This is a genomic window from Amycolatopsis marina (genome assembly GCF_900111885.1).
Lineage (GTDB): Bacteria > Actinomycetota > Actinomycetes > Mycobacteriales > Pseudonocardiaceae > Amycolatopsis > Amycolatopsis marina.
On the sequence record NZ_FOKG01000008.1, the window covers coordinates 249,448 to 272,371 of the forward strand.

Sequence of the window (22,924 nt, forward strand, 5' to 3'; positions counted from 1 at the left end):
GCACCCAAACCGGCACTTTTGCGGGAAAGTGCGAGGCTGGGCGAGGGGCGCGCTTGGGTCTAGGGGGTGAGGAGGTCGGCGACGGCGCCCGCTGCCGCGTCGACGCCCACCTGCTGCTGGTCGCGGGTCGCGAGGCTGCGCACGGTCACGTTGCCGTGCTCCCAGTCCTCCTGGCCGACGATCACCACGGCCCGCGCCCCGGCCTTGTCGGCGCGACCCAGTTCCTTACCCAGCTTGCGCGGCTCCAGCGGCACCGAGGTACGCAGGCCTGCCCGGCGCAGCTTCGTCGCCACCGTGCGTGCCGCGTCCTCGAGGTCCTCGGTCACCGGGATCACCACGACGTCCACCTCGGCGCGCGGCGCGGGCGCGAGGCCGTGCGTCTGCAGGAAGTCGATCAGGGTCACGTCGCCCATGCCGAACCCGATACCGGGGATCTGCTGCGCGGTGAACAGCCCCGCGAGGTCGCTGTAGCGACCGCCGCCGAACAGCGCGCGGTTGTTCTCCGGCGAGGTGTCGAACACCTCGAACACCGTCGAGGTGTAGTAGGCGAGGCCGCGCACGATCAGCGGGTCGAACCGCACGAGGTCGGCCGAGCCGCTGCTGAGCACCCGCACCAGGTGCGAGTTCTCCTTGACCGCTTCCGGCAGCTCGTCCAGCAGCGCGGTGCCCGCACCGAGAACCTCGGTGAGCCGGTCGAACTGCTTGGTGGTCAGGCCGATCTCCGCGGCGGTCTCGGCCAGCTTCTCGCGGTCCTGCTTCTCCCACCGGTCGACCAGGGAGAACACCGGGGAGAGCTGCTCGTCGGTCACGCCGACCAGGTCGGTGAGGGCCGAGGAGAGCAGCGTGCGGTCGTTCGCCCTGACCACGAACATGTCCTCCGTCGCGCCTAGCGCGCGCAGCATGTCGTGGATGAGCTCGAAGATCTCGATCTCGCAGTTGGCGCTCTCCGAGCCGAAGATGTCGGCGTTGATCTGCCAGTGCTCGCGTACCCGGCCCCGCTGCGGCCGCTCGTAGCGGTGGCAGTTGGGGTGGCTGTACCAGCGTACCGGGAACTGCAGCGAGCCCGCGTTGCCCGCGATCATTCGCGCCACGGACGGGGTCATCTCCGGGCGCAGCGCCAGCCTGCGCCCGCCCCGGTCGGTCAGCGTGTAGAGCTGCTGGTCGGCGATCTCCTGGCCGGACTTCGCCTCGTAGATCTCGGCGGACTCCAGGACCGGGCCGTCGTAGCGCTGAAATCCGTACCGCTCCAGCACCTCGTAGAGCGTGCCGAACACCTGGGTCCGGACGGACATCTCCGGGGGCAGGAAGTCGCGTGTTCCCCGGTAGGGCGCAGTCGGCAGAAATTCGGGCACGGCGAGTGGGTCCTCTTGGTCCTCGGTGATCAGCGAGCGTGGATCCATCCAGCCTATCGGCCGCGCCTGCCGGTGATGAGCAGGGAGGTCATCGCGCCCGCGACGCAGACGACGGCGGTGATCAGGAAGATCTCCGTGTACTGGGTGAGCAGCGCCGCGCGAACCGACTCGGTGTAGGTGGCCAGCGCCGCGTCGAACGCGGCCTTGTCCGGGAAGAGCATCGGCAACGGGGTCTGCAGGTCGGCGGTCATGTCGTGGAACCGGTGCAGTCCCCACGCGGACAGTGCGGCGACCCCGACCAGCATTCCGGTCATCCTGGCCACCACCACGCCGGCCGAGGCGATCCCGTGCTGGTCGGCGGGCACCACCTTGAGCACGGCGGCCGACAGCGGGGCGATCACCAGTCCCAGGCCGATGCCGACGATCGCCAGGTCGGTGTCGAGCCGGGGCAGCGACAGCAGGCCGAGGTCGTGCCGCGCGGCGAGCACGTCGAGCGGCCAGCCGGACATGAGCAGATAACCGGCCGCCGCGACGAGCAGCCCGCCGAACGCGACCCAGTGCTCCCCGAAGCGCGAGGCCAGCAGTCCACCGAGCACCGCGCCCACCGGTAGCGCGATCAGGAACCGCAACAACAGCTCCACGCTGCCCTGGTCGTCCCTACCGAGCAGGGTCTGGGCGAACAGGTCGACGTCCACCAGCGTGACCATCAGCGCCGCGCCCGCCGCGGCACTCGCCCCCAACGCGGCGAGGAACGGGCGCATCCGGACGTCGGAGGTGTCGATCAGGGTGGTCGAGGCGCGCCGCTCCCAGAGCAGGAAGGCGACGAGCGCGATCACCGCGCACGCCAGCAGCGGCAGGCCCCACGAGGGCAGCACCTGTCCACGCGGGGCCGGGTTGTACAGCCCGATCACCACCAGGCCGAGCACCACGGCGAGCAGCCCGCCGCCGACGACATCGACCTTGCCGCGTTCGCCCTCGCGGCGTCCGGCGGAGGGCACCGCCCAGTAGACGGCGATCATGGCGAGCACGGCCAGCGGCACGTTGATCCAGAACACGCCGCGCCAGCCCGCGACGGCGGCCAGCGCGATACCGTAGACGGGGCCGAGCACGCTGCCGAGCTCCTGTGCCGCGCCGACGCCGCCGAGCACGGTGGCCCTGCGGTGTTCGGCCCACAGATCGGCGACCAGCGCCATCGTCACCGGGAGCAGCGCTCCGCTGGCCACGCCGAGCACGACTCTGCCGATCACCAGGACCAGCAGGTCCGGGGACAGCGCGGTGATCACCGAACCCGCGAGGAACCCGCCGAGGCACACCTGCAGCAGCAGTTTGCGCCCGAACCGGTCGGACGCCTGTCCGAGCAGCGGCATCGCCGCGACGTAACCGAGTAGGTAGCCGGTGACGATCGGAGTGACCTGTTCGAGCCGGTTCACCGGGATCTGCAGGTCCTCGATGATCTGTCGGAGCAGCCCGATCACCACATAGGTGTCGAGCGCGCCGAGCAGGACGGCGAGGCCGCCGGCGCCGATGGCGACGGAGCGGCCCCGCCGCGTCGCGGTGACCGTCACGCCGGCGGCGTCACGGTGACCGGCTTGTCCACATCGGACAGCGTGACGTCCACAGTGGCCGGTTCTCCGCCCTCGCCCTGCAGTGCCACCGATGCCTTGACCGGCAGGTGTTCGCCCTCGGTGTGCAGCCACAACGTGATGTCCCCGCCCGACGGCGCTCCGGGCAGCAGGCCGGCGAGCACGTCCTTGGTCACCGTGCCGGTGACCTTGTACGCCTGGACCCCGTTGATCTCCTCCTGCGCCTGGGTCGCCGGATCCTGGACGCTGCGCAGCACGTTGGCGACGCCGCGCTCGGGATCGAGGACTGCGGAGGGGTCGTACACACCGGCCCCGAGGGCGGCAGGCAACTTCTGGAAGCTGCCGGTCGGGCCCTTGATGTACAGGTCCTCCTCGGCGAGCACGAACTCCACCTCGACGAGCTGCCCGCCGAGCGCGACCTTGCCGGTGCCCTGCGCCGCGCCCGATGGACCGCCCTCCGTGGTGAGGTCGCCCTCCAGGTTCTGCACACTCAGCCCGGGCACCGTGCCGTTGACCTGCAACGAGAAGTGCGTGCTGGTGATGCCCGCCGTCGCGGTCGCGGCCTGCTCGAGCAGGCCGGACGCGTCCGGCAGTTGGCCCTGTGGTGCCTCGTCGGAGGAGCACCCTGTGGTGGCCGCGATGGCGAGCGCGAACGCCCCGAGCAGAATCCGGCGCGAGATCATGCGTGCATCGTAGAGCTGGGTGCGACCACCCCTGAAGCTCAGGTCACCACGCCGCTCTCCCACCACCAGGACTGGGAGCCGTAGGGATACTCCACGCGGCTGTCGGCGTGCTGCCAGCTCACCGTGTAGCGCTCGAGGCCGGAGAAGCCGGAGGTCTCACAGGCGACGTAGAAGGTGCGGGTGGAGACACCGGAGGAGACGAAGTCGGCGGCGATGCCGTAGAGGTGCTGGCTGTTCGACGCCCCGCCGACCTTGGAGTTGTGCGACTTCGAGCGGAAGCCGGAGTTGATGGTCATCGGCTTGTTGCCGACCTTCTTGCGCACCGCCTCCAGCTTGTACATGAGCCTGCGGACGTTCTCCTTGACGGTGCTCTCGCCCACCTTGCCGCCGGAGAAGCGGGAGCCGTCCTTCGAGTAGAACTCGGAGAAGTTGAAGTGGGCGGTGGAGCCGCCGGAACCTTCAAGCGCGTTGAGCTTGGTGTGGGTGGAGCTGTCAGCGACACCGTTGGCCGTCACGCCGTAGGCCCGCTGGAAGCGCTTCAGCGCCGCCTCGGTGCCTGGCCCGAACTCTCCGTCCACGGCCACGTAGGTCTTCTTCGGGGAGTCGGCGGCCCAGCCCGCGATCCGGATCTGGAGCTCCTTGACGTCCGCGCCACTGTCCCCGGACTTCAGGGTGCGGGACCAGTTGTAGGCTTGCGCGGTACCCATCGTCAGCACGCCGAAACCGGCGGCGACGGGGACGATTGCGGCGGTGCGCAGGAATGCGCGGCGGCCGTGGCCTGCTGGAGGCTCCGAGTTCTGGGGCGAGGGGGACTCCATGGACTGCTCCCATTCGATCGAGGTGAACGCTCGACCAGATGCTTGCTCGTTCAGTGACACCTTGGCAATGGCGTTCGGCAGTTTGGGAAAACGTTAGGACTCCGGGGCGCGAACGTCGAAAACAGGTTCATGGAACGCGATCTCGTGTGCATGGAACGCGATCTCGGTTAGTCCATTAGGCCAGCGGCGATGGTGGCGCCCAGCTCCCAGCAGCCCGCCAGGTCGTCCTTGCTCGGGTCTCCGGTCACCGTGACCCCGGCAGCTGCCTGCTCCCAGCCGAGCCCGGTGGTGATGGCCTCGATTCCGCGCACGGTGCCCGCGACATCGCTGTTGCCGTGCACGAAGAAGCCGTACGGCCTGCCCTTCGTCGCGTCGAGGCAGGGGTAGTAGATCTGGTCGAAGAAGTGCTTCAGCGCCCCGGACATGTAACCGAGGTTGGCCGGGGTGCCGAGGAGGTAGCCGTCGGCCTCCAGCACGTCCGGCACCGTCGCGGCCAGCGCCGCGCGCCGGACGACCCGCACGCCCTCGATCTCCGGATCGGTCGCCCCGGAGACGACGGCCTCGAACATCGCCTGGGTGCTGGGCGACGGCGTGTGGTGCACGATGAGCAAGGTGGACACGTCTGGCGAGCCTGCCGTGCCCGGCCCCGTGGGGCAACCCGGACCGGTCGATCCCGCGTGGCGAGCTGCTCACCCGGGTCGCGCCGTGATTCGCCATCCCGCGGTCGCTGGCTACCTGCCCAGCCGGATCGACACCCCGACGGCCACCAGTGCGAGCAGGGCTGTTGTCGCCACTACGGCGACTCCGCCGACGAACCCGTGCACGCCCCCGGCCGCGGCCGTCCAGGCGAGAGCGCCGAGCGCGGGCCCCAGCGAGAAGCCGAGCGTGCGTAGCAGCGAGGTGACGCCGCTGGAGGTGCCCATCAGCGCGGCGGGTGTGCGGGCCATGATCTCTGCCGCGTTCGGTCCGGCGAACAGCCCGTTGCCGATGCCCACCAGCACCAGCGGCCAGACCAGGCCGAGCGCGGTCGTGTCCGTGTCCACGAACAGCAGCGCCACCAGGCCGCCGAGCACCACGGCGGCCCCGGTCAGCGTGACCGGCCGGTTCCCCAGCCGATCGGCGAGGACACCGGCGAGCGGGGAGAACACCGCCATTCCCGCCGAGACCGTCAGCAATGCCATCCCGATCACTCTCGGCGATGCCTGCTGCACCTCGGACAGGAAGTACGGGACGAGAAAGTTGAGGGCCGCGATACCCGCCGTGATCATGGGTAACGCGACCATCGGCAGGGACAGTTCGCGGCGCCCCAGCAGCGAGCGCACCGGTTGCGATTCCGGCAACCGCATCCACACCGTCACCGCGGCGAGTGTCACGAGACCCAGCACCGCGACGAGCACGCCACCTTCGGCACGGCCCAGCAGGTCCAGTGCCAGGAAGAACGCCGTCGCGGCCACACCGAGCACCACCGCCTCGCGCACGAGCCGCCCGCCGGGCAGCGGCAGGCCAACACGGCCGGGAAGGCGTGCGGGAATCGTCCGTGCCCCCGCCCACATCGCCGCGGCCACGATCGGCACGTTGATCAGGAACACCGATCGCCAGCCATAGGCGTCGGCGAGCACGCCACCCACCGCAGGACCCGCCACGCCACTGATCGGGATCAGCGTGAGCACGATGCTCATCGCGCGGGCCCGGTGCTCGGGCCGTACGGAGATGGCGACGAGCGGCATCGCGGCGACGCCGACGAGGCTGCCGAACACACCTTGCAGAACGCGTCCCGTGAGCAGCAGGCTCATCGTCGGCGCGACGGCGATCAGCACGCTCGCGACGCCGAACCCGCCCACCGCGAGCAGGAACGACGGCAACGGGCCCGCTCGGTCCAGCCAGCGGCCCGCCGGGATGCTCAGCGCGACCAGCGGCAGCGAGTAGCCCAACAGCACCCACTGGGTCACCTGGGGACCCGCGCCGAAGTCCGCGCCGAGCGCCGGCAGCGCCACCGCGACGACGCTCATATCGAGCGCGGCCAGTACGACGCCGAGCGCCACGGCGACGACCGCGCTCCAGCGGGTGCGTTCGAGCACGGGCGTTGCCTCGGTCATGCCCGCATCCCGGCCATCTTGGCGCGGAGTTCCGCGAGCAGCGTCTCGAAGCCGGCGCGCAGTTCGTCGTCGAGCAGGCGGTCATGCTCGTCGAGCTGGCGGAAGACCTCCGGGACCGCGAGCTGGCCTTCGACCACGTCCGCGCCGGCGATCCCCAGCACCCTGCGCAGATCGGCCTGGGCCCACGCGGCGCCGTGCTGGCTCGGGCTGGCACCGACGACCACGGCCGGTATTCCCTTCAGGACACCAGCGCCGGAGGGCCGGGATGCCCAGTCGATCGCGTTCTTCAGCTGCCCCGGCACCGAGCCGTTGTACTCAGGGGTGGCGATCAGCAGCCCGTCGGCGGCCCCGATCGCGCCACGTAGGTCCGCGACCGCGGCGGGCACCGGGCCGCGTTCGGCGTCCTCGTCGAACGGCGGCAGCTTCCCGAGGCTGTCCCACGTCGTCCATTCGACCTCCGCGTGCCGGTGCTCGTGCTGGAGGGCCCTGAGTAGCCGCCGGTTGAACGAGCCCCGCCGCAGGCTTCCCGAGATGGTCAGGATCGTGCTCATCGTCTCGACTCCATTCGTGCGCTGTGCGATGGAGTCGAGTCTTGGGCTAAGGCGGGTGCAGGCACATGAGGCGCGAGCCCTATTTCGGCGTGCGGACCAGCCCTAGTCTGTGCGCCGTGGCGGCCGCCTCGACGCGGTTGGCGACGCCGAGCTTGCCCAGGATGTTGGACATGTGCACGCTCGCCGTCTTGGTGGCGATGAACAGCCGCTCGCCGATCTCCTTGTTGGACAGGCCCTCGGCCGCCAACCCCAGGATGTCCAGCTCACGTGGCGTGAGCCCCGCGGCGGAAGGATCACCGACAGCACCGTTCCCGAGCGGGATACGTGCCCGCCGGGCCAACGCCGCCACGGTCTCCCGCAGCGGCGCCGCGCCGAGGTCGTCGGCCAGTTCGGCGGCCCGGCGCAGGACCTGGGCCGCCACCTCCCGGTCGCCACCCGTCGCGAGCAGCGTCTCGCCCAGACCGGACAGCGCCCGCGCCAGCCGAGCCGGCTGGTGTAGCCGCTCCCACGCCGATGCGGCCCCCTCCCACAGGGCCACGTCGGGGGCGCCCTCGGCCCGCGCGGCCTCGGCCTCGAAGGTGGCCGCACCAGCCGCCTGTACGGCACCCGCGATCCGCGTGGTCGAGGCCTGCCCGCGCAGTTGTCCCAGCAGTGCCGAGTCGGCCGTGGCCTCGGCGACACGTGCCCCGATCACCAGCAATGGCCAGGTGAGCCGGGACGACACGGACAGGAAGGGCAGCTCCAGCGTTCGCCACAACACGGTGGCCGCCTCGCCCGCGCGCCCCTGGGCCAGTCGAAGCTCCGCCTCCAGCCGCGGCAGCAACAGCGGGTCCTGGGGCAGGACCGAGTCGGTGACCTGCTCTCGCGCGAGAGCCAGGATGCGGTCGGAGTCCTCGGTGTCGCCGCGGTAGAGGGCCAGGTAGGCCTTGAAACACAGGAGGTTGGCGTAGTTCGTTCCCGGTTGCGCCAGCTCCAGTGCGTGTTCGAGGGACTCGGCCGCCTCCGCCCACCTGCCCGCCGAGATCAGTGGGCCGACCAGGTCGATGGCGTGCAACGCTCCGGCGGACCGAGCTAGTCCGGCCTCCCTGGCCGCGGCCAAACCGTGCTTGGCGACCTCCTGCGCCTCGTCGAGCCTGCCGAAGGCCTGCAGCAGTGACGACTCGCAGTGCAGGGCCCGCAGCCGGACGGCGTGCGCGCGGATGCTCTCCGCCATGGCACGGGCCTTGCCGAGCTTGGGCAGCTCGGCGTCGAGATCGCCGAGACGGGCGTCGAGGACCGCGAGCGTGATGAGCGCGGAGGCCTCGGTGGGATCGTCACCGGCCTCGTGCGCCTCGTGCATGGCCTGCTCGGCCGCGTGCCGCGCCTCGTCGGGCCGCGGAATCTGCATCAGGTACTCGGCGAGTGAGTTCAGCAGGTATCCCCGTGCCTGGTGGCCGGACGGCACGAGTTCGACCGCGTCGTTGTGGTCCGCCAATGCGCCGTCGCGGCCCAGCTGAGCGCGCATCCGGGCGCGCTGGTCGAGCAGCAGGGCGGCCCGTACCCGGGCGGTGGTCCTGTCGATGGTGTCCAGCGCCGCGGAGGCGAACCGCTCGCCCAGCCGGTGCTCACCCGCGCGGTATGCGGCGTGGGCGGCGTTCTCCAGCACCGAATCGTGGTCGCGGCCGATCCGGGTGGCGTTGTCCGGCACCGCGTCCCACAGGTCCAGCACCCGCTGGAGCATCCGCAGCTCCTCGGCGGGCGCGAGGGAACGCCGGGCCTGCAGCGCGGCCTCCCACGCAGCGGACAACGCGCCGGCGGTGTCCCCGGCCGCCGCGAGGTGGTAGGCGAGCTCACCGGACGCGCCGGTGCGGCCGCGCAGCGCCTCGGCATAGCGGCCGTGCAGCTCGGCCCGCTCGCCCGGCAGCAGACTCGCGTACACCGCGTCCCGGATGAGCGCGTGCCGGAACACGTACTCGTCGCCGTCCACGCTCAGCACGCCCGCGTCGACAGCCCCGCGCAGGGCGTCGGTGAGCCCGGGGCCGTGCACGTCGGCGAGCAGCACGTGCGTGACGCGAACCCCACCGGCACCGGCGACGCGCAAGACGGTCCTGCTCTCCTCGGGGAGCCGTTCGATCCTGGCCAGCAGCAGGTCCTCGAGTGACGCGGGCACGTCGCCTCCGGTGCCACTGTCGAGCAGCGCCTCGACGAACAGCGGGTTGCCCTCACTGCGGGCGAAGACCGACCGCACGAGCGCCGGTTCGGGCTCGTGACCCAGGATTCCGCGAACCTGGCGGACGACCTCGGGTATCGAGAGCCGGGGCAGAACCAGCCGCTCGACCCAGGGCACCCTGGCCAGTTCGGCGAGCAGGGGGCGCAGGGGATGGCGACGATCCAGCTCGTCGGAACGGTAGGTGACGACGATCATCGAACCGGGTGCGGCACGCAGGTTGCGCACCAGGAAGTCGAGCAGGTCACGGCTGGAGCGGTCGGCCCAGTGCGCGTCCTCGACGACGAGCACCGCGGGACGTTCGGCGGCGAGCCGGGCAAGCAGGGCGAGAGCGCTCTCGAACAACCGCGGGCGCGCGTCGTCGCTCAGCGCGGACAGTGCCCGGACCTGCCCCGGAAGCAGCGGCGCGAGCGCGTCACGCTCGTCGTCCGTGAGTTGTCCCGCGAGCCCACGAAAAGCGGCGACGAACGGGGCGAACGGGATCCCCTCGCCGCCGACTCCGACGCAGCCGCCGAGTAACAGGACGGCCTTGCCTGCCTTCGTGCACTCGCTCACCAGCCGTGACTTGCCGATCCCCGCCTCGCCGCCGACGAGCACGGCTACCGGCTCGCCGCCCGCCGCGAGGGCGAGCGCGTCGGCGAACCGCGTGGACTGTTCGCGGCGTCCGGCGAAGACCGGGCTCACGACGTGAGTGCTCACCGCGTGGACCCTATCGGCGGGCGTGCATGCCGAACAGCGTGTGCACCTCGGCGCGCAACGTGGTCAGTCGCTCGTTCGCGCGCTTGCGTGCCGGCGCGAGTCCGGTTTCGGCCGTAGCCGGCTCGGTGACCTCGAGGTAGGCCTTCAGCTTGGGCTCGGTACCCGACGGGCGGATTACCACTCGTGCTCCGGTTCCGTTCAGCCGCAGCACGTCGGCCTCCGGCAGGAGGTCCTCCGAGGTCACCGGCTGGCCCGCCAGTTCGGTCGGCGGGGCCGCCCGCAGCTCGGCCATCAGCCTGCCGATCCGGTCGAGGTCGGTGACCCGGAGCGAGATCTGGTCGGTCAGATGGACCCCGTGGCGGGCGGCCAGCGTGTCGAGCGCGTCGAGCAGGGACTGCCCCTGTGCCTTCAGTGTGGCGGCGAGATCGCAGGCGAGCACCGCGGCGGCGATTCCGTCCTTGTCCCGCACGAAGCCCGGGTTCACACAGAGTCCCAGCGCCTCCTCGTACGCGAAGACCAGGCCGGTACCCGCTCTGGCCAGCCACTTGAACCCGGTCAGCGTCTGGGCGAACCGCGCCCCGTGCGCCCGTGCGATGCCCGCCAGCATCGACGAGGACACGATGGTGGTCGCGACGAGCGGGTCGGGCACGACGGTTTTGTCGAGTGTGGACAGAATGTGCTCGCCGAGCAGCACTCCCGACTCGTCACCGCGCAGCATGCGCCAGGCGCCGTGTGCGTCGGCGACACCGAGAGCGCACCGGTCGGCGTCGGGGTCCAGCGCGATCGCGATGTCCGCCGCCACCTCGACGGCCAGCGCCAGCAGCAGATCGGTGACACCCGGCTCCTCGGGATTCGGGAAGGACACCGTGGGGAAGTCCGGATCCGGAGCGGCCTGTTCCGCGACCAGATGAACGTCGGTGAACCCGGCCTCGTGCAGTGCCGCCCGCAGGACGTCGGCGCCGACGCCGTGCAGCGCCGTCGCGGCGACCCGCAGGTCGCGGTGCTGTCCCGCCGGCAGCGCGGCGACCCGCGACAGGTAGGCCCGTACGACGTCCTCGCCGAGCGGCGTCGCGCCCGGAGCGCGGGGCACGCTCACCGCGGCCGGAACGGCCTCGATGGCGGCCTCGATCTCACCGTCGGCGGGGGGCACGATCTGCACAGCCGTGTCGTCGTAGAGCTTGTAACCGTTGTCGGCAGGCGGGTTGTGCGACGCGGTGATCTGGATGGCGGCCGCGGCGCCGAAATGGCGCGCCGCGAACGCGAGGACCGGGGTCGGCAGGGGGCGGGGCAGCACACGGACGTCGAACCCGGCCGCAGTGAGCACGTCCGCGGCCGCTGCGGCGAATGCTTCCGACCCGTGCCGGGCGTCGCGGCCCACCACCACGGTCGCCCCGGTGTGGCCGTGCCGGTCCAACCAGGCGGCGACGCCCGCGGTGGTCCGGATGACGACCGCGAGGTTCATCCCGTTGGGCCCCGCGCGAACCGGGCCACGGAGCCCGGCCGTGCCGAACTCGAGCGGACCTGCCATGCGGTCCGTGAGTTCCGCGACCGCCGCCTCTTCGCCGCCCATCGCGCGGGCGAGTACAGCCTGCAGTTCGGTGCGCGCTTCGGGATCGGCGTCGTCCGCGATCCAGCGGAAGGCGCTGTCCCGGAGTTCGGGGGTGAGTCTGGCCGGAGTCGTCACGCGGCCAGCCTACGGTGCCGGCAACTGTCACGCCGGTACGACTTCTGCCCGCCTTCGTTGTCAGGAAATTGATAGCTGAATCAGCGGCGTTCTTCGCTTCTTGCCAGGCGAGCCGCGTGGGCGGTACACAGTTCACAATTCGGTGAAAACAAAACCCCGTCCCTTCGAGGTCGCCGCGTGGTCACATTCGAGACGCTTTTTCCGGGATCGCGTGACGCCAGCCTCAGGCGCGCATTCGACGATCTCAATCTCACCCTGTCCCGCATTTCGGCATTGTCCTCGCCGGCCTCCTCCGGCGAGGAAGGCGAGGAGGCCGAGCGACTGCTCTCCCTGCTGCCCGCCAAGGTCGCGCCGATCTTCCGCACGCAGTGCGGCCCCGTGGCCAGGCAGATCCTGCGGGAGATCCAGCGCGGGATCCCGGAGTACTCCCGCCCGATCGAGGGTGTGTTCGGCAAGGCGATCGTCGCTGGGATCGAGCAGGGCATCCTCGAGTTCGTCGAGCGGTTCGCCAATCCCTCGTTCCATCGCAGGGGAAACGTGGAGCTGTTCCGCAAGCTCGGCAGGTACGAGGTGGCGGAGGGGCGCAACATCCACGTCCTGCAGTCGGCCTACCGCATCGGAATCCGGGTCGGCTGGCAGCGGCTCAGCGAGTTCGGCCAGCGGCTGAGCCTGCCCGTGTCGACACTGTGCCTGCTCGCCGACGCCCTGTTCGCCTACACCGACGAACTGTCCGCGCTGTCCGTGGAGGGCTACACGGCGGCGCAGGCCAAGGCGGCAGGCGCGCTGGAGCGGCGCAGGAAGCGGCTGCACGAGCTGATCGTCGCCGACCCGCCGGTTGCCGAGGCCGCGATCAAGAGCCAGGCGCTCGCGGCGGGCTGGGATGTGCCCGACCGGGTGGCGGTCGTGGTGTTGGAGCGAGCTGGAGGCGAGGAGGCCGCCGTACCCGAATTCGACGAGGACGTGCTTGTCGACCTGGAGAGCCCACTGCCCTGTCTGGTGGTTCCGGTGTCCGGGGACGGTCCGCGCGAGGTCGAGCCGGTGCCGGGCTGGCGGAGTGCGGTCGGTCCGCCGGTGCGGCTGTCAGCGGCGTCTCGGTCATTGCGCTGGGCCGGGCAGGTGCTCTCACTCGTGCAGTGCGGCGTGCTGCCCGATCGCGCGGTCACCTCGTGCGTGCGGCATCTGCCGACGCTGGCTCTGCTCGATGACCCCGCGCTGGCGGCACAACTGGCCGAACGTGTGCTCGAACCGCTGCTTGAGTTGCCGGAGAAGGCGCGAAGCAGGCTCGCGGGCACGTTGTCCAGCTGGCTCGAGTCCAGGGGCGGAGCGCCGGAAGTGGCCACCCGTCTGCGGATTCATCCCCAGACGGTGCGGTATCGCATGCATCAGGTCGAGGAGTTGTTCGGGGAAAGGCTGCGCGATCCGGACGAGCGATTCGCGCTCATGGTCGCGCTGCGGGTCCGGCGTCTGCTCACCGAGGACACATCCGGCGCCCTTCCCGGCGGTGATTTGTGAGCCAGATAACACCCTTCCGGTACTCGTAGCTCTCTGTTCGGGGCAAGCACCCGAACGGGGTATTGTCGTCCGCCGACAATTTCGAGACCTTTATACCTACCGGTCGGTAGGTCGCTGCGGAAGCCGATGGCGATCATCGGTCCGCAACGTGTCCTTGCGAATTCGGAAATGGTGCGCGTCCCCTGTCGTGAACCATTTCAGTTTCATGCTTTTCCGCTTTTTTTTGGGCCTTGGTATCTGGGGAAACCGGCCCGCCCCTTTGACATGGAGGTCGAGATGAACCGAATCCTGCGCTTGGGCACGCGAATCTGGCTGCGCCCGGAGATCACCGACGTGCCGATCACCTCGACGGTCTCGACCTCGCCGGTCGACCGTCCTGTCCGCTGAGCTGAATCGGGTGGCCGGCACGATCGCCGGCCACCCGCTCGGTGTACGTCTGAAACGCCGGTTCAGGCGCGCGAGACGAGCTCGCGCAGAAGTGTGCCCATCCGTTCGGCGGCGGCCCTGCCCGCCTCGATGACCTCTTCGTGGTTCAGCGGCTCGCCGGTCATTCCGGCCGCGAGGTTGGTGACCAGCGAGAGCCCGAAGACCTCGACGCCCGCGGCCCTCGCCGCGATGGCCTCGAGCACGGTCGACATACCGACCAGGTCCGCGCCCAGTGTGCGCAGCATCCGGATCTCCGCGGGAGTCTCGAAGTGCGGACCCGGCAGGCCCGCGTACACGCCCTCGGCGAGCGAGGGGTCGATCTCCTTGGCGATCCCGCGGAGGCGGTCGGAGTACAGGTCGACGAGGTCCACGAAGTTCGCGCCGGTGATCGGCGACGTCGAGGTCATGTTCAGGTGGTCGGCGACGATCACCGGCTGACCGACCTGGAAGCCGTCCCGCAGGCCGCCGGCCGCGTTGGTCAGCAGTACTGATCGCACACCCGCCGCGGCCGCGGTGCGGACCGCGTGCACGACCCTGCCCACCCCCTTGCCCTCGTAGAGGTGGGTCCGGCCGAGCAGGACCAGCGCTCGTTTTCCACCGACCTCGACCGAGCGGACGGTGCCGCCGTGGCCGACCGCGCTCGGCGTCTCGAAACCGGGCAGCTCGCCCAGTGGCACCTCGGCGGAGGCCTCGCCGATGACATCGGCGGCGGGGCGCCAGCCGGAGCCGAGCACGACGGCGACGTCGTGGGTGGGAAAGCCGGTCCGCTCGGCCAGGGTGCCGGCCGCGGCGTTGGCGAGTTCGTCGGGATTCTGCGGGTGTTCGCTCACGGCGGCAGCCTACGTGCGCGCGACCTGGCCCGTCACCGACGGCGTGCGATCGCCGCGCGCCGCGACCGAGCGGGCCACCAGATAGGCGAGCATGCCGAACGGGGACAGCAGGATGGTGACGATCAGGATCGGTGCGAGCACCAGGTGGGGGACGCCGCGCTGCCTCGCGTCGGTGTACATCCAGCGCCCGACCAGCAGGTCGTAGCCGACCAGGTGGGCCCAGAGACCCGCTGCCCCCTCCGGCGTGCCGAGGAACCCGCGCAACGTCTCGAGGTCGGGCCGGCTCATCACCGCCCAGAGGTCGCCGAGGTTGGGGATCATCAGCACGGCGTAGACCACGAGGGGGAGCGCGGCGATCCACGGCGAGGCGACGATCCTGCGGGTCCACGACCAGCCGGGCGCGAGGATCATCACCGCCCAGAACGGGACCACCAGGTAGAACGTGATGCTGAACAGGAATGCGGTACTCATCGCGGGATGCCCTCCTTGATCGGGGTTTCGGAAGCAGCAATGCCGGTGCCGGCAGTGCTGTTGTCGGGGTTCGGCGGGGAGCCGCGCAGGGCCAGTGCCGTGGCGACCACGACGACGGCGACCAGCGCGGCGAACGCGGCCAGCGTCCAGCCGTCCGGGCGGATCAGCGGCTGGCCGCGCAGGGCCTGCCAGGTCACCAGCGCGACCAGGCCGGAGTAACCGGCCGCGGCGATCCGCACCAGTTGGACCCGGACGGCCACGTGCAGCCTGGGGGAGCGGGCCGCCGCGACCGCGAGCACCATCGCCACCAGCGGGAGTATCTGCAGTGCGTGCATGCCGATGAAGTGCGGGATGCGCAGGTCGCCGCCTTCGGTGCTCCAGTTGACGAAGAGGATGCCCTGACCGCCGTCGGGGACCCCGACGCTGTGTGCGCCGATGGTCGTGCGCACCACGTCGTCCCGTTCCCCCGCGGCGATCTGTTCGGCCGTCGGTGAGAGCATCAGGCCGCCGAGGCCGAGGCCCACGGCGGAGATCACCATGCCGAGCCGTACCGCCGATGCGGTGGCCCGATCGCCGTAGCGTCCGGCGAGCAGGATCGCGGCGAGGACGAAATGGCCGACCAGGAGTACGGAGATCGTCACACCCATCAGCTGGAAGACCATATTGTCGAACGAGGTCTCGACGTTGAAGTGACTGCGCGTGCCGCGGACCACCTGCCCGACGATCGCGATCATCTCCACGACTCCGGCTACGGCGATCGCCGTTCCGGCCCACCAGCCCCAGCGACGGGCGCGGCGCTGGAAGGTGAGCATCCATGCCCAGGTGACCGCGTAGACGACGAAGGAGATCGAGAACTTGAGCGGCTTCGCCCACGCCGGTGCGCCGGCGATGACCCGGTCGTCCACGGCGAGGCCGACGGCCGCCACCACGGTGAGCACGGCCATTGCCGCCGCGAAGAGCATCAGTGGGCCGTGCCAGCGCAGGGCCTTTCTGCCGAGTTCGAGTGCTGCGGTCACGATGACCCCCATGTATAGATAGTGAGACTTTCCATTACGGAAAGCTAGACTATCCATGCTGAGATATTCACAGGAAGAGCAATTGAGAGGTTGCGGAGGTGGCGCGGATGCGGATGGCCGAGCTGAGCGGCGAGTCCGGGGTGCCGGTTGCGACGATCAAGTACTACCTGCGGGAGGGGCTGCTCCCGCCCGGTGAGCGGACCAGTCCCAACCAGGCGCGCTACACGGCGGACCACGTCCGCAGGCTGCGGCTGGTGCGAGCGTTGATCGACGTCGGCGGGCTGTCCCTGAACCAGGTCGGTGACGTGCTCGACGCCCTCGACGAGCCGGAGCCGGACCCGCACCACGTGCTGGGCGTCGCGCAGCGCGGGATCACCCCGGCCAAGGAGCAGCCCGGCGAGGCGGCGCAGGAGTGGGCGATGGATCGTGTGCGCGCGATCGCGGAGCGCCGTGGCTGGGAGTTCAAACCGGACAGCCCGTCGGTCTCCGTGCTGGTCTCGGTGTTCTGCACGTTCCGCGAACTGGGCCACGAGGACCTGCTGGACCGGTTGGACGGCTACGGGGAACTCGCCGACCGGATCGCCGAGATCGACCTGGCCGCCGTGCTGGGCCTGCCCCGGGAGGAGATGGTCGAGAGCGCCGTCGTGGGCACAGTGCTGGGCGACGCCATGCTCGTCGCCCTGCGCAGACTCGCGCAGCAGAGCGCCTCATCCCGCACCCTCCGCCGCCCCAACACCCCCGCCACCGGGGATGGAGCGTCTGCAAGTACGCCCAAGCAAGATCCACATGTGCGCTAACCGCACCCAACCGCCACCCGCGCTCGGGGCAGCTTGGGTGCGGTTATGTACTGAAATGATCTTGCTTGGGCGTACTTGCAGACACACCAAGGGCGGCCGGTACGGCTCGGCGGCTAGGCGGCGACGTGGAAGGTGGGGGCTATTCGGTCGAAGAGTTCGGTGCGCCCGGTGCTCTCCTGGTCGGTGGGTACGGTGATCGCGACCACCCACAGGTTGTTTCCACTGGGGAAGACCTGCGCGAACGTGCTGCGGTTGAGTGAGCGGACGGTGCCCTGCGCCGGACTGTCCGGTGCGGGGGTCTCCACCGTCCGGTAGGTCAACAGCAGGCCGCCCTTCTCGGGCAGTTTCTCCGTCTCGCCGGGTACGAAGTCACTCGGCGGCCACTGCGCCCGCAGCGTGGCGCCGTACTCCTGGGGATCCAGCGGCCCGTCGAATCGCTGCACGTCCAGCGCCTGCCTGCCGTCCGGGGACACGAACTGCACGAGCGTGCTCTGCGGCAGTGCGTTTCCCGGTTGCTGGGTGACCGACGTGGTCCAGTCCTCCGGGACATCCACCGAGAACATTCCGTCATTGGTGCCGCGCACACTGCTCGCGTCGCCCTGCCGGGTCACCAGCTCCCGCATCGGCGGTGCGACGGCTGACTCGGGGGCGGGCCGCTCGGGAGGCGTCAGCGGCTGCGCGCCGACCGCCCTGGTCAGCGCGAACCCGCCCACGCCCGCCGCGAGGAACAACAGCACTGCGAGCACCAGGAGCACCACCCCGCGGGACGCGCCGCGACCGGGTGTGCCGGCCTCCGGCGCTGCCGTCGAGGCCGGTAGACCGAAGGGCAGCGGACCAGGGTCGCTCGCCAGTTCGGGCGCTGGTTCTGCCCGCTCTTCCCGCGACGGCTTCGGCGGTGCGGACAACGGACGCACCGGTGCGATGACCTGGGTGGTCGTGGTGTCGGCGCGGTCGGGCGCAGGGGAGACGCCTGCCTCGACGAACAGTTCCGGCGCGAACAGCGTGTGCCGCGGCCGGGCCAGCAGCGGATACAACCGCCGCCGGACCTCGCGCAGCGGCATCCGCGCTCCCGGCTCCTTGGCCATCAGAGCTTGGATCACCGGCGCGAGCGGACCGGGGGCAGGCGGCGGCACACTGCCGTGCACCACCCTGCCCACGGTCTCCAGCGGGTCGCCGTCGGCGTCGTAGGGCGGTCTGCCCTCGACCGCGGAGAACAGCGTCGCACCGAGTCCCCACAGATCGGCACCGGGAGTGACCGCGCCGCCCGAGGCGACCTCTGGCGCGATGTAGGCGGGGGATCCGAGCATCATCCCGGTGCGTGTCATCGTCGCCTCGGAGACGTTGCGCGCGATGCCGAAGTCGTTGAGCTTGATCCGCCCGTCCTTGGCGACCAGCACGTTGCCCGGTTTCACGTCCCGATGGGTGATGCCCGCCGCGTGCGCGGCCTCCAGCGCGGCCGCGACCGCGTCGCCGACCGCGGCGGCCTGGGCCACGCTCAGTGGCCCGTGTGCGCGCAGGAGCCCGGCGAGACTGCGCCCCGGAACCAGTTCCATGACGACGAACGGATCGTCGTTCTCCCTGGCGACGTCGTGCAGGATGATCACGTTCGGATGCGAGAGGACCGCGATGGCCCTGGCCTCGCGCAGCGTCCGCTCCCGCAACTCCGCTGCCTGGCTGGGTGGCAGCCCCGGTGGCAGCCGCACCTCCTTCACCGCGACAGGGCGGTGCAGGAACTCGTCGTACGCCGACCAGACCGTCCCCATCGAGCCGGAACCGAGCACCGCATGCAGCCGGTAGCGGCCCGCGACCACACGCGGTTCGGTGCCGGCCGGGTGCTCTCTTTCGGGGGAACCCGCCGGTCCCGATCCGCTGTCGGTGCCGTTGCCGGAGTGGGACACGCCGACCATTGTGGCGTAGTCCTCACCACCCGCGTGCCCCGCCGTGCCGGGTGGCGGGTGGGGGCAAACCGCGATCAGCCTCACATCTCGGCGGGCCCGATGAGCCCTACCATCGTGGGTTATGACTTCGAGCGACGTGGCCGAGGCGACACCGCCCAGCGACCGGGAGCCCGACGAACTGGCTCTCGCGGCCGAGTTCGACCGCCCGGACCGCGCGCGATGGCAGGACCTGGTGGCGGGTGTGCTGCGCAAGAGCGGCGCCCTGCCGGAGAACTTCGACGTCGTCGCCGACGCTCCGGAGTCCCTGCTGACCAGCCGGACCTACGACGGCATCGAGATCCAGCCGCTCTACACCGCCGAGGACACCACGCCGCCCACCGGGATGCCCGGGCTGCCGCCGTTCGTGCGTGGTGCGCGCCCCGAAGGGCACGTCGGGACGGGCTGGGAGGTCCGCGCACTGGTCGCCGACCCCGATCCTGTCGCCGCGAACAAGGCCGCACTCGCCGATCTCCACGGCGGTGTGCAGTCGCTGTGGCTGCGTGCGGGCGTCGGAGGCGTGCCGATCGAGCGGCTCGCGGACGCGCTGAACGAGGTCTACGTCGACCTCGCACCGGTCGTGCTCGACGCGGGTGTGGAGTACGCGGCGGCGGCCGACGCGCTGCTGGAGGTCTTCGCCGAGCGGGAGATCCCGGACAGCGAGGTCACCGGCAACGTCGGCGCGGACCCGGTCGGCCTGCGCGCCCGCACAGGGCAGGCCCACGACCTCACGCCCGCGGCGGAACTCGCCGCCGGGCTGGCCGGAAAGCACCCGAAGCTGCGCACCATCGTGGTGGACGGCCTCCCGTTCCACGAGGCTGGCGGATCCGACGCACAGGAGCTCGGCGCGGCGGTGGCCGCCGGTGTCGCCTACCTGCGTGCCCTGACCTCGGCCGGGCTGGACATCGATCAGGCAGCCGGGCAGCTCGAGTTCCGCCTCGCGGCGACCGCCGACCAGTTCCTCACGATCGCCAAAATGCGCGCCGCGCGCCGGCTCTGGGCCAGGGTCACCGAGGTGTCGGGTGCGGGCGTCGCGGCACGCGGAATGCGCCAGCACGCCGTGACCTCCACGGCGATGCTCACCCGGCGTGACCCCTGGGTGAACCTGTTGCGCGGCTGTGTCGCGTGTTTCGGGGCGGGAATCGGCGGCGCGGACTCCGTCACCGTGCTGCCGTTCGACTCCGGTGTGGGGCGTTCGGACTCCTTCGCGCGGCGCATCGCCCGCAACACACAGGCGATCCTCCTCGAGGAGTCCAAACTGGCCGGAGTGATGGATCCGGCGGGCGGGTCCTGGTACGTCGAGAACCTGACCGACGAACTCGCCCGCGTCGCGTGGCGGGAGTTCACCGACATCGAGCGGCACGGCGGCATCCAGTCCGCTCTGGATTCCGGGCTCCTCGCCGAGCGGTTGGCCGCCACGTGGGCCGAGCGGCAGCAGCGGCTGGCAACCCGCGAGGACGCGATCACCGGTGTGAGCGAGTTTCCGCACCTGGCCGAGAAGCCACTGGAGCGGGAGCCGTTGCCGGGCAGGCCCGAAACCGGCGGGTTGCCACGCGTGCGCTACGCCCAGGACTACGAGGAGCTCCGCGACCGCTCGGACAACCACCTTGCCGCCACCGGCACCCGGCCGCGGGTCTTCCTGGCCACCGTCGGGCCGGTCGCCGCGCACACCGCCCGGGCCACATTCGCCTCGAATCTGTTCCAGGCAGGCGGAATCGAGCCGGTCGTGGCCGGGGCGACGAGCGGCGTCGATGACGTCGTCGCGGCGTTCCGGGACAGCGGCAGCACGGTGGCCTGCGTCTGCGGCAGCAACAAGGCATACCCGGAGCAGGCCCAGGCAACCGCCGAGGCGCTGAAGGCGGCGGGAGCCGAAACCGTGCTGCTGGCGGGCAAGCCGACCGAGGAGTACCCGGACGTCAACGGGTTCGTGTTCGCCGGATGCGACGCGCTCGCCGTTCTGACCAGCACACTGGACACGCTGGGAGTCACCGCATGAGCGACCGGCAACGTGACCGAAGCGGGTACGGCACTGAGCGATGTGCAGCCCGCCGGCGAGTGAGGCAAGAGATATGAGCATCCCCGATTTCACCGGCATCGACCTCGGCACGCCCGAGTCCGTTGGCCGCTCCGAGTGGGCCGAGGCGCTGCACGCGAGCACCGGCAAGGGGGACGACGCCCTGGCCTGGGAGACGCCGGAGGGGATCGGGATCAATCCGGTCTACACCGCCGACGACCTGTCCGGTGTGGACTTCCTGGAGACCTACCCGGGCATCGCCCCGTTCCTGCGCGGGCCCTACCCGACGATGTACGTGAACCAGCCGTGGACGGTGCGCCAGTACGCGGGGTTCTCCACGGCGGAGGCATCCAACGCGTTCTACCGGCGCAATCTCGCCGCGGGCCAAAAAGGACTGTCTGTCGCCTTCGACCTGGCGACTCACCGTGGCTACGACTCCGACCATCCGCGCGTCGCGGGCGATGTCGGGATGGCGGGCGTGGCGATCGACTCGATCTACGACATGCGCCAGCTCTTCGAGGGCATCCCGCTGGACAAGATGAGCGTGTCGATGACCATGAACGGCGCGGTGCTGCCGGTCATGGCGCTCTACGTGGTGGCGGCCGAGGAACAGGGAGTCGAGCCGGAGCAGCTGGCGGGGACCATCCAGAACGACATCCTCAAGGAGTTCATGGTCCGCAACACCTACATCTACCCGCCGCAGCCGTCGATGCGAATCATCTCCGACATCTTCACCTACACCTCGCAGCGGATGCCGCGGTTCAACTCGATCTCCATCTCCGGCTACCACATGCAGGAGGCGGGAGCCACCGCCGACCTGGAGCTGGCGTACACGCTCGCCGACGGCGTCGAGTACATCCGCGCAGGTCTCGACGGCGGGCTGGACATCGACAAGTTCGCCCCGCGGCTGTCGTTCTTCTGGGCGATCGGGATGAACTTCTTCATGGAGGTCGCCAAGCTGCGGGCGGCGCGGCTGCTGTGGGCGAAGCTGGTCAAGCAGTTCGAGCCGACGTCGAGCAAGTCTCTTTCGCTGCGCACGCACTGCCAGACGTCGGGCTGGTCGCTGACCGCGCAGGACGTCTACAACAACGTCACCCGCACCTGTGTCGAGGCCATGGCCGCGACGCAGGGCCACACGCAGTCGCTGCACACCAACGCCCTGGACGAGGCGCTCGCGCTGCCCACCGATTTCTCCGCCAGGATCGCCCGCAACACGCAGCTGATGCTGCAGCAGGAGTCCGGCACCACCAGGGTGATCGACCCGTGGGGTGGCAGCGCCTTCGTCGAGAAGCTGACCTACGACCTGGCACGCAAGGCATGGGCGCACATCAGCGAGGTCGAGGCGGCGGGCGGGATGGCCCGCGCGATCGACGCCGGTATCCCGAAGCTGCGAATCGAGGAGGCCGCCGCGCGCACTCAGGCCAGGATCGACTCCGGGCGTCAGCCGGTCATCGGGGTGAACAAGTACCAGCTCACCGGCGCCGATGCCGCCGAGCAGATCGACGTGCTCAAGGTGGACAACGCGGACGTGCGCGCGCAGCAGCTGGAGAAGCTGCGCAGGCTGCGCGAGGAACGCGACGAGAACGCCACCCAGGACGCGCTGCGCAGGCTGACCGAGGGCGCTGCGTCCGACTCGCGTAACGGCAACCTGATGGCCCTTGCCGTCGACGCGGCGCGGGCCAAGGCCACCGTGGGAGAGATCTCCGATGCGCTGGAGGGCGTCTGGGGGCGGCACTCCGGGCAGATTCGTACCATCTCCGGGGTGTACCGCGACGAGGTCGGCAAGTCCCAGAACGTGGAGCAAGCGCGCGAGCAGGTGGCCAAGTTCGCCGAGGGCGAGGGCAGGCGCCCCCGGATCCTGGTGGCCAAGATGGGCCAGGACGGCCACGACCGCGGCCAGAAGGTGATCGCAACGGCGTTCGCCGACATCGGTTTCGACGTGGACGTCGGGCCCCTGTTCTCCACCCCGGCAGAGGTGGCGCGGCAGGCGGTCGAGGCGGACGTGCACGTGGTCGGTGTCTCCTCGCTCGCGGCTGGGCACCTCTCGCTGGTCCCCGCGTTGCGCGCCGAGCTGGCCGAACTGGGCCGGGAGGACATCATGGTGGTGGTCGGCGGGGTCATCCCGCCGCAGGACTACGACGATCTGCGCAAGGCCGGCGCCGCGGCGATATTCGGACCCGGAACGGTGATCGCGGATGCCGCGATCGACCTGCTGCGGCAACTCGAAGCGCGACACGAGAGCTGAGGCCGGA

The 22,924-nt window shown here is 70.5% G+C and carries 18 protein-coding genes; 5 read left to right on the forward strand and 13 right to left on the reverse strand.

Features of this window, described 5'->3' with window-relative positions; genetic code table 11:
* Positions 1–59: 59 nt before the first annotated feature.
* From hisS to BM199_RS15730, 9 genes are all read right to left on the reverse strand, one after another.
* On the reverse strand, positions 60–1,352 hold the full coding sequence (gene hisS / locus BM199_RS15690) for a histidine--tRNA ligase (RefSeq protein WP_091674018.1): 1,293 nt from the start codon (positions 1,350–1,352) through the stop codon (positions 60–62).
* A 53-nt stretch (positions 1,353–1,405) separates the two neighbouring features.
* Complete coding sequence (locus BM199_RS15695) at positions 1,406–2,917, reverse strand: MFS transporter (protein ID WP_091673945.1); 1,512 nt, start codon at positions 2,915–2,917, stop codon at positions 1,406–1,408.
* Positions 2,914–3,618: an LppX_LprAFG lipoprotein gene (locus BM199_RS15700; protein ID WP_091674019.1), complete on the reverse strand. Its 705-nt coding sequence runs from the start codon at positions 3,616–3,618 to the stop codon at positions 2,914–2,916. Before BM199_RS15700 ends, BM199_RS15695 begins: the two co-directional genes overlap by 4 nt.
* Before the next feature lie 38 nt (positions 3,619–3,656).
* Complete coding sequence (locus BM199_RS15705) at positions 3,657–4,436, reverse strand: D-Ala-D-Ala carboxypeptidase family metallohydrolase (protein ID WP_091673946.1); 780 nt, start codon at positions 4,434–4,436, stop codon at positions 3,657–3,659.
* 167 nt (positions 4,437–4,603) lie between these two features.
* Positions 4,604–5,056 (reverse strand): flavodoxin family protein, encoded by a 453-nt coding sequence (locus tag BM199_RS15710; protein ID WP_091673947.1) that lies wholly within the window; start codon positions 5,054–5,056, stop codon positions 4,604–4,606.
* A 111-nt stretch (positions 5,057–5,167) separates the two neighbouring features.
* Positions 5,168–6,532 carry an MFS transporter gene (locus BM199_RS15715; RefSeq protein WP_091673948.1) on the reverse strand — a complete coding sequence of 455 codons (1,365 nt, stop codon included), beginning with the start codon at positions 6,530–6,532 and terminating at the stop codon, positions 5,168–5,170.
* Positions 6,529–7,083 (reverse strand): NADPH-dependent FMN reductase, encoded by a 555-nt coding sequence (locus BM199_RS15720; RefSeq protein WP_091673949.1) that lies wholly within the window; start codon positions 7,081–7,083, stop codon positions 6,529–6,531. The genes BM199_RS15715 and BM199_RS15720 overlap by 4 nt, the downstream gene beginning before the upstream one ends.
* Positions 7,084–7,162: 79 nt before the next feature.
* Positions 7,163–9,988, reverse strand: a complete 2,826-nt coding sequence (locus BM199_RS34930; protein ID WP_091673950.1) for a helix-turn-helix transcriptional regulator — start codon at positions 9,986–9,988, stop codon at positions 7,163–7,165.
* A gap of 10 nt (positions 9,989–9,998) precedes the next feature.
* Positions 9,999–11,672, reverse strand: coding sequence for a phospho-sugar mutase (locus BM199_RS15730; RefSeq protein WP_091673951.1), 1,674 nt, complete (start codon positions 11,670–11,672; stop codon positions 9,999–10,001).
* 177 nt (positions 11,673–11,849) lie between these two features.
* Here BM199_RS15730 and BM199_RS15735 point away from each other — a divergent pair, with 177 nt between their 5' ends.
* Positions 11,850–13,184 carry a PucR family transcriptional regulator gene (locus tag BM199_RS15735; protein ID WP_245788382.1) on the forward strand — a complete coding sequence of 445 codons (1,335 nt, stop codon included), beginning with the start codon at positions 11,850–11,852 and terminating at the stop codon, positions 13,182–13,184.
* A 126-nt stretch (positions 13,185–13,310) separates the two neighbouring features.
* Positions 13,311–13,571, forward strand: coding sequence for a hypothetical protein (locus BM199_RS33315; protein WP_143101838.1), 261 nt, complete (start codon positions 13,311–13,313; stop codon positions 13,569–13,571).
* A gap of 62 nt (positions 13,572–13,633) precedes the next feature.
* On the opposite strand, the gene BM199_RS15740 is transcribed toward BM199_RS33315, so the two are convergent.
* Genes BM199_RS15740 through BM199_RS15750 form a run of 3 tightly spaced genes read right to left on the reverse strand, consistent with a single transcriptional unit; the run spans position 13,634 to position 15,939 of the window.
* The gene (locus BM199_RS15740; RefSeq protein ID WP_091673952.1) at positions 13,634–14,440 is read right to left on the reverse strand and encodes a purine-nucleoside phosphorylase; all 807 of its coding nucleotides are present in this window, start codon (positions 14,438–14,440) and stop codon (positions 13,634–13,636) included.
* Between the two features lie 9 nt (positions 14,441–14,449).
* Positions 14,450–14,911 (reverse strand): ABA4-like family protein, encoded by a 462-nt coding sequence (locus BM199_RS15745; RefSeq protein WP_091673953.1) that lies wholly within the window; start codon positions 14,909–14,911, stop codon positions 14,450–14,452.
* Positions 14,908–15,939 (reverse strand): hypothetical protein, encoded by a 1,032-nt coding sequence (locus BM199_RS15750; protein ID WP_177242633.1) that lies wholly within the window; start codon positions 15,937–15,939, stop codon positions 14,908–14,910. Before BM199_RS15750 ends, BM199_RS15745 begins: the two co-directional genes overlap by 4 nt.
* Before the next feature lie 95 nt (positions 15,940–16,034).
* Between BM199_RS15750 and BM199_RS15755 the strand changes: the two genes are divergently transcribed.
* Complete coding sequence (locus tag BM199_RS15755; protein ID WP_091673954.1) at positions 16,035–16,724, forward strand: MerR family transcriptional regulator; 690 nt, start codon at positions 16,035–16,037, stop codon at positions 16,722–16,724.
* Positions 16,725–16,837: 113 nt separating this feature from the next.
* Here the strand turns inward: BM199_RS15755 and BM199_RS15760 are convergent, their stop codons facing one another.
* Positions 16,838–18,535, reverse strand: a complete 1,698-nt coding sequence (locus tag BM199_RS15760; protein ID WP_281245704.1) for a serine/threonine-protein kinase — start codon at positions 18,533–18,535, stop codon at positions 16,838–16,840.
* A 208-nt stretch (positions 18,536–18,743) separates the two neighbouring features.
* On the opposite strand from BM199_RS15760, the gene BM199_RS15765 reads away from it, so the two are divergent.
* On the forward strand, positions 18,744–20,654 hold the full coding sequence (locus tag BM199_RS15765; protein WP_091673956.1) for a methylmalonyl-CoA mutase family protein: 1,911 nt from the start codon (positions 18,744–18,746) through the stop codon (positions 20,652–20,654).
* 73 nt (positions 20,655–20,727) lie between these two features.
* Entirely contained in the window at positions 20,728–22,917 is a 2,190-nt protein-coding gene (gene scpA, locus BM199_RS15770) for a methylmalonyl-CoA mutase (RefSeq protein WP_091673957.1), read from the forward strand.
* Positions 22,918–22,924: the final 7 nt, after the last annotated feature.

What these genes read in the sequence shown, in the direction of transcription:
- BM199_RS15700 (WP_091674019.1), bottom strand. Translation starts at nt 3,618, where the DNA reads ATGATCTCGCGCCGGATTCTGCTCGGGGCGTTCGCGCTCGCCATCGCG.
- BM199_RS15705 (WP_091673946.1), bottom strand. Translation starts at nt 4,436, where the DNA reads ATGGAGTCCCCCTCGCCCCAGAACTCGGAGCCTCCAGCAGGCCACGGC.
- BM199_RS15715 (WP_091673948.1), bottom strand. Translation starts at nt 6,532, where the DNA reads ATGACCGAGGCAACGCCCGTGCTCGAACGCACCCGCTGGAGCGCGGTC.
- BM199_RS15720 (WP_091673949.1), bottom strand. Translation starts at nt 7,083, where the DNA reads ATGAGCACGATCCTGACCATCTCGGGAAGCCTGCGGCGGGGCTCGTTC.
- BM199_RS33315 (WP_143101838.1), top strand. Translation starts at nt 13,311, where the DNA reads ATGGCGATCATCGGTCCGCAACGTGTCCTTGCGAATTCGGAAATGGTG.
- BM199_RS15745 (WP_091673953.1), bottom strand. Translation starts at nt 14,911, where the DNA reads ATGAGTACCGCATTCCTGTTCAGCATCACGTTCTACCTGGTGGTCCCG.
- BM199_RS15750 (WP_177242633.1), bottom strand. Translation starts at nt 15,939, where the DNA reads ATGGGGGTCATCGTGACCGCAGCACTCGAACTCGGCAGAAAGGCCCTG.
- BM199_RS15755 (WP_091673954.1), top strand. Translation starts at nt 16,035, where the DNA reads ATGCGGATGGCCGAGCTGAGCGGCGAGTCCGGGGTGCCGGTTGCGACG.
- BM199_RS15765 (WP_091673956.1), top strand. Translation starts at nt 18,744, where the DNA reads ATGACTTCGAGCGACGTGGCCGAGGCGACACCGCCCAGCGACCGGGAG.
- scpA (WP_091673957.1), top strand. Translation starts at nt 20,728, where the DNA reads ATGAGCATCCCCGATTTCACCGGCATCGACCTCGGCACGCCCGAGTCC.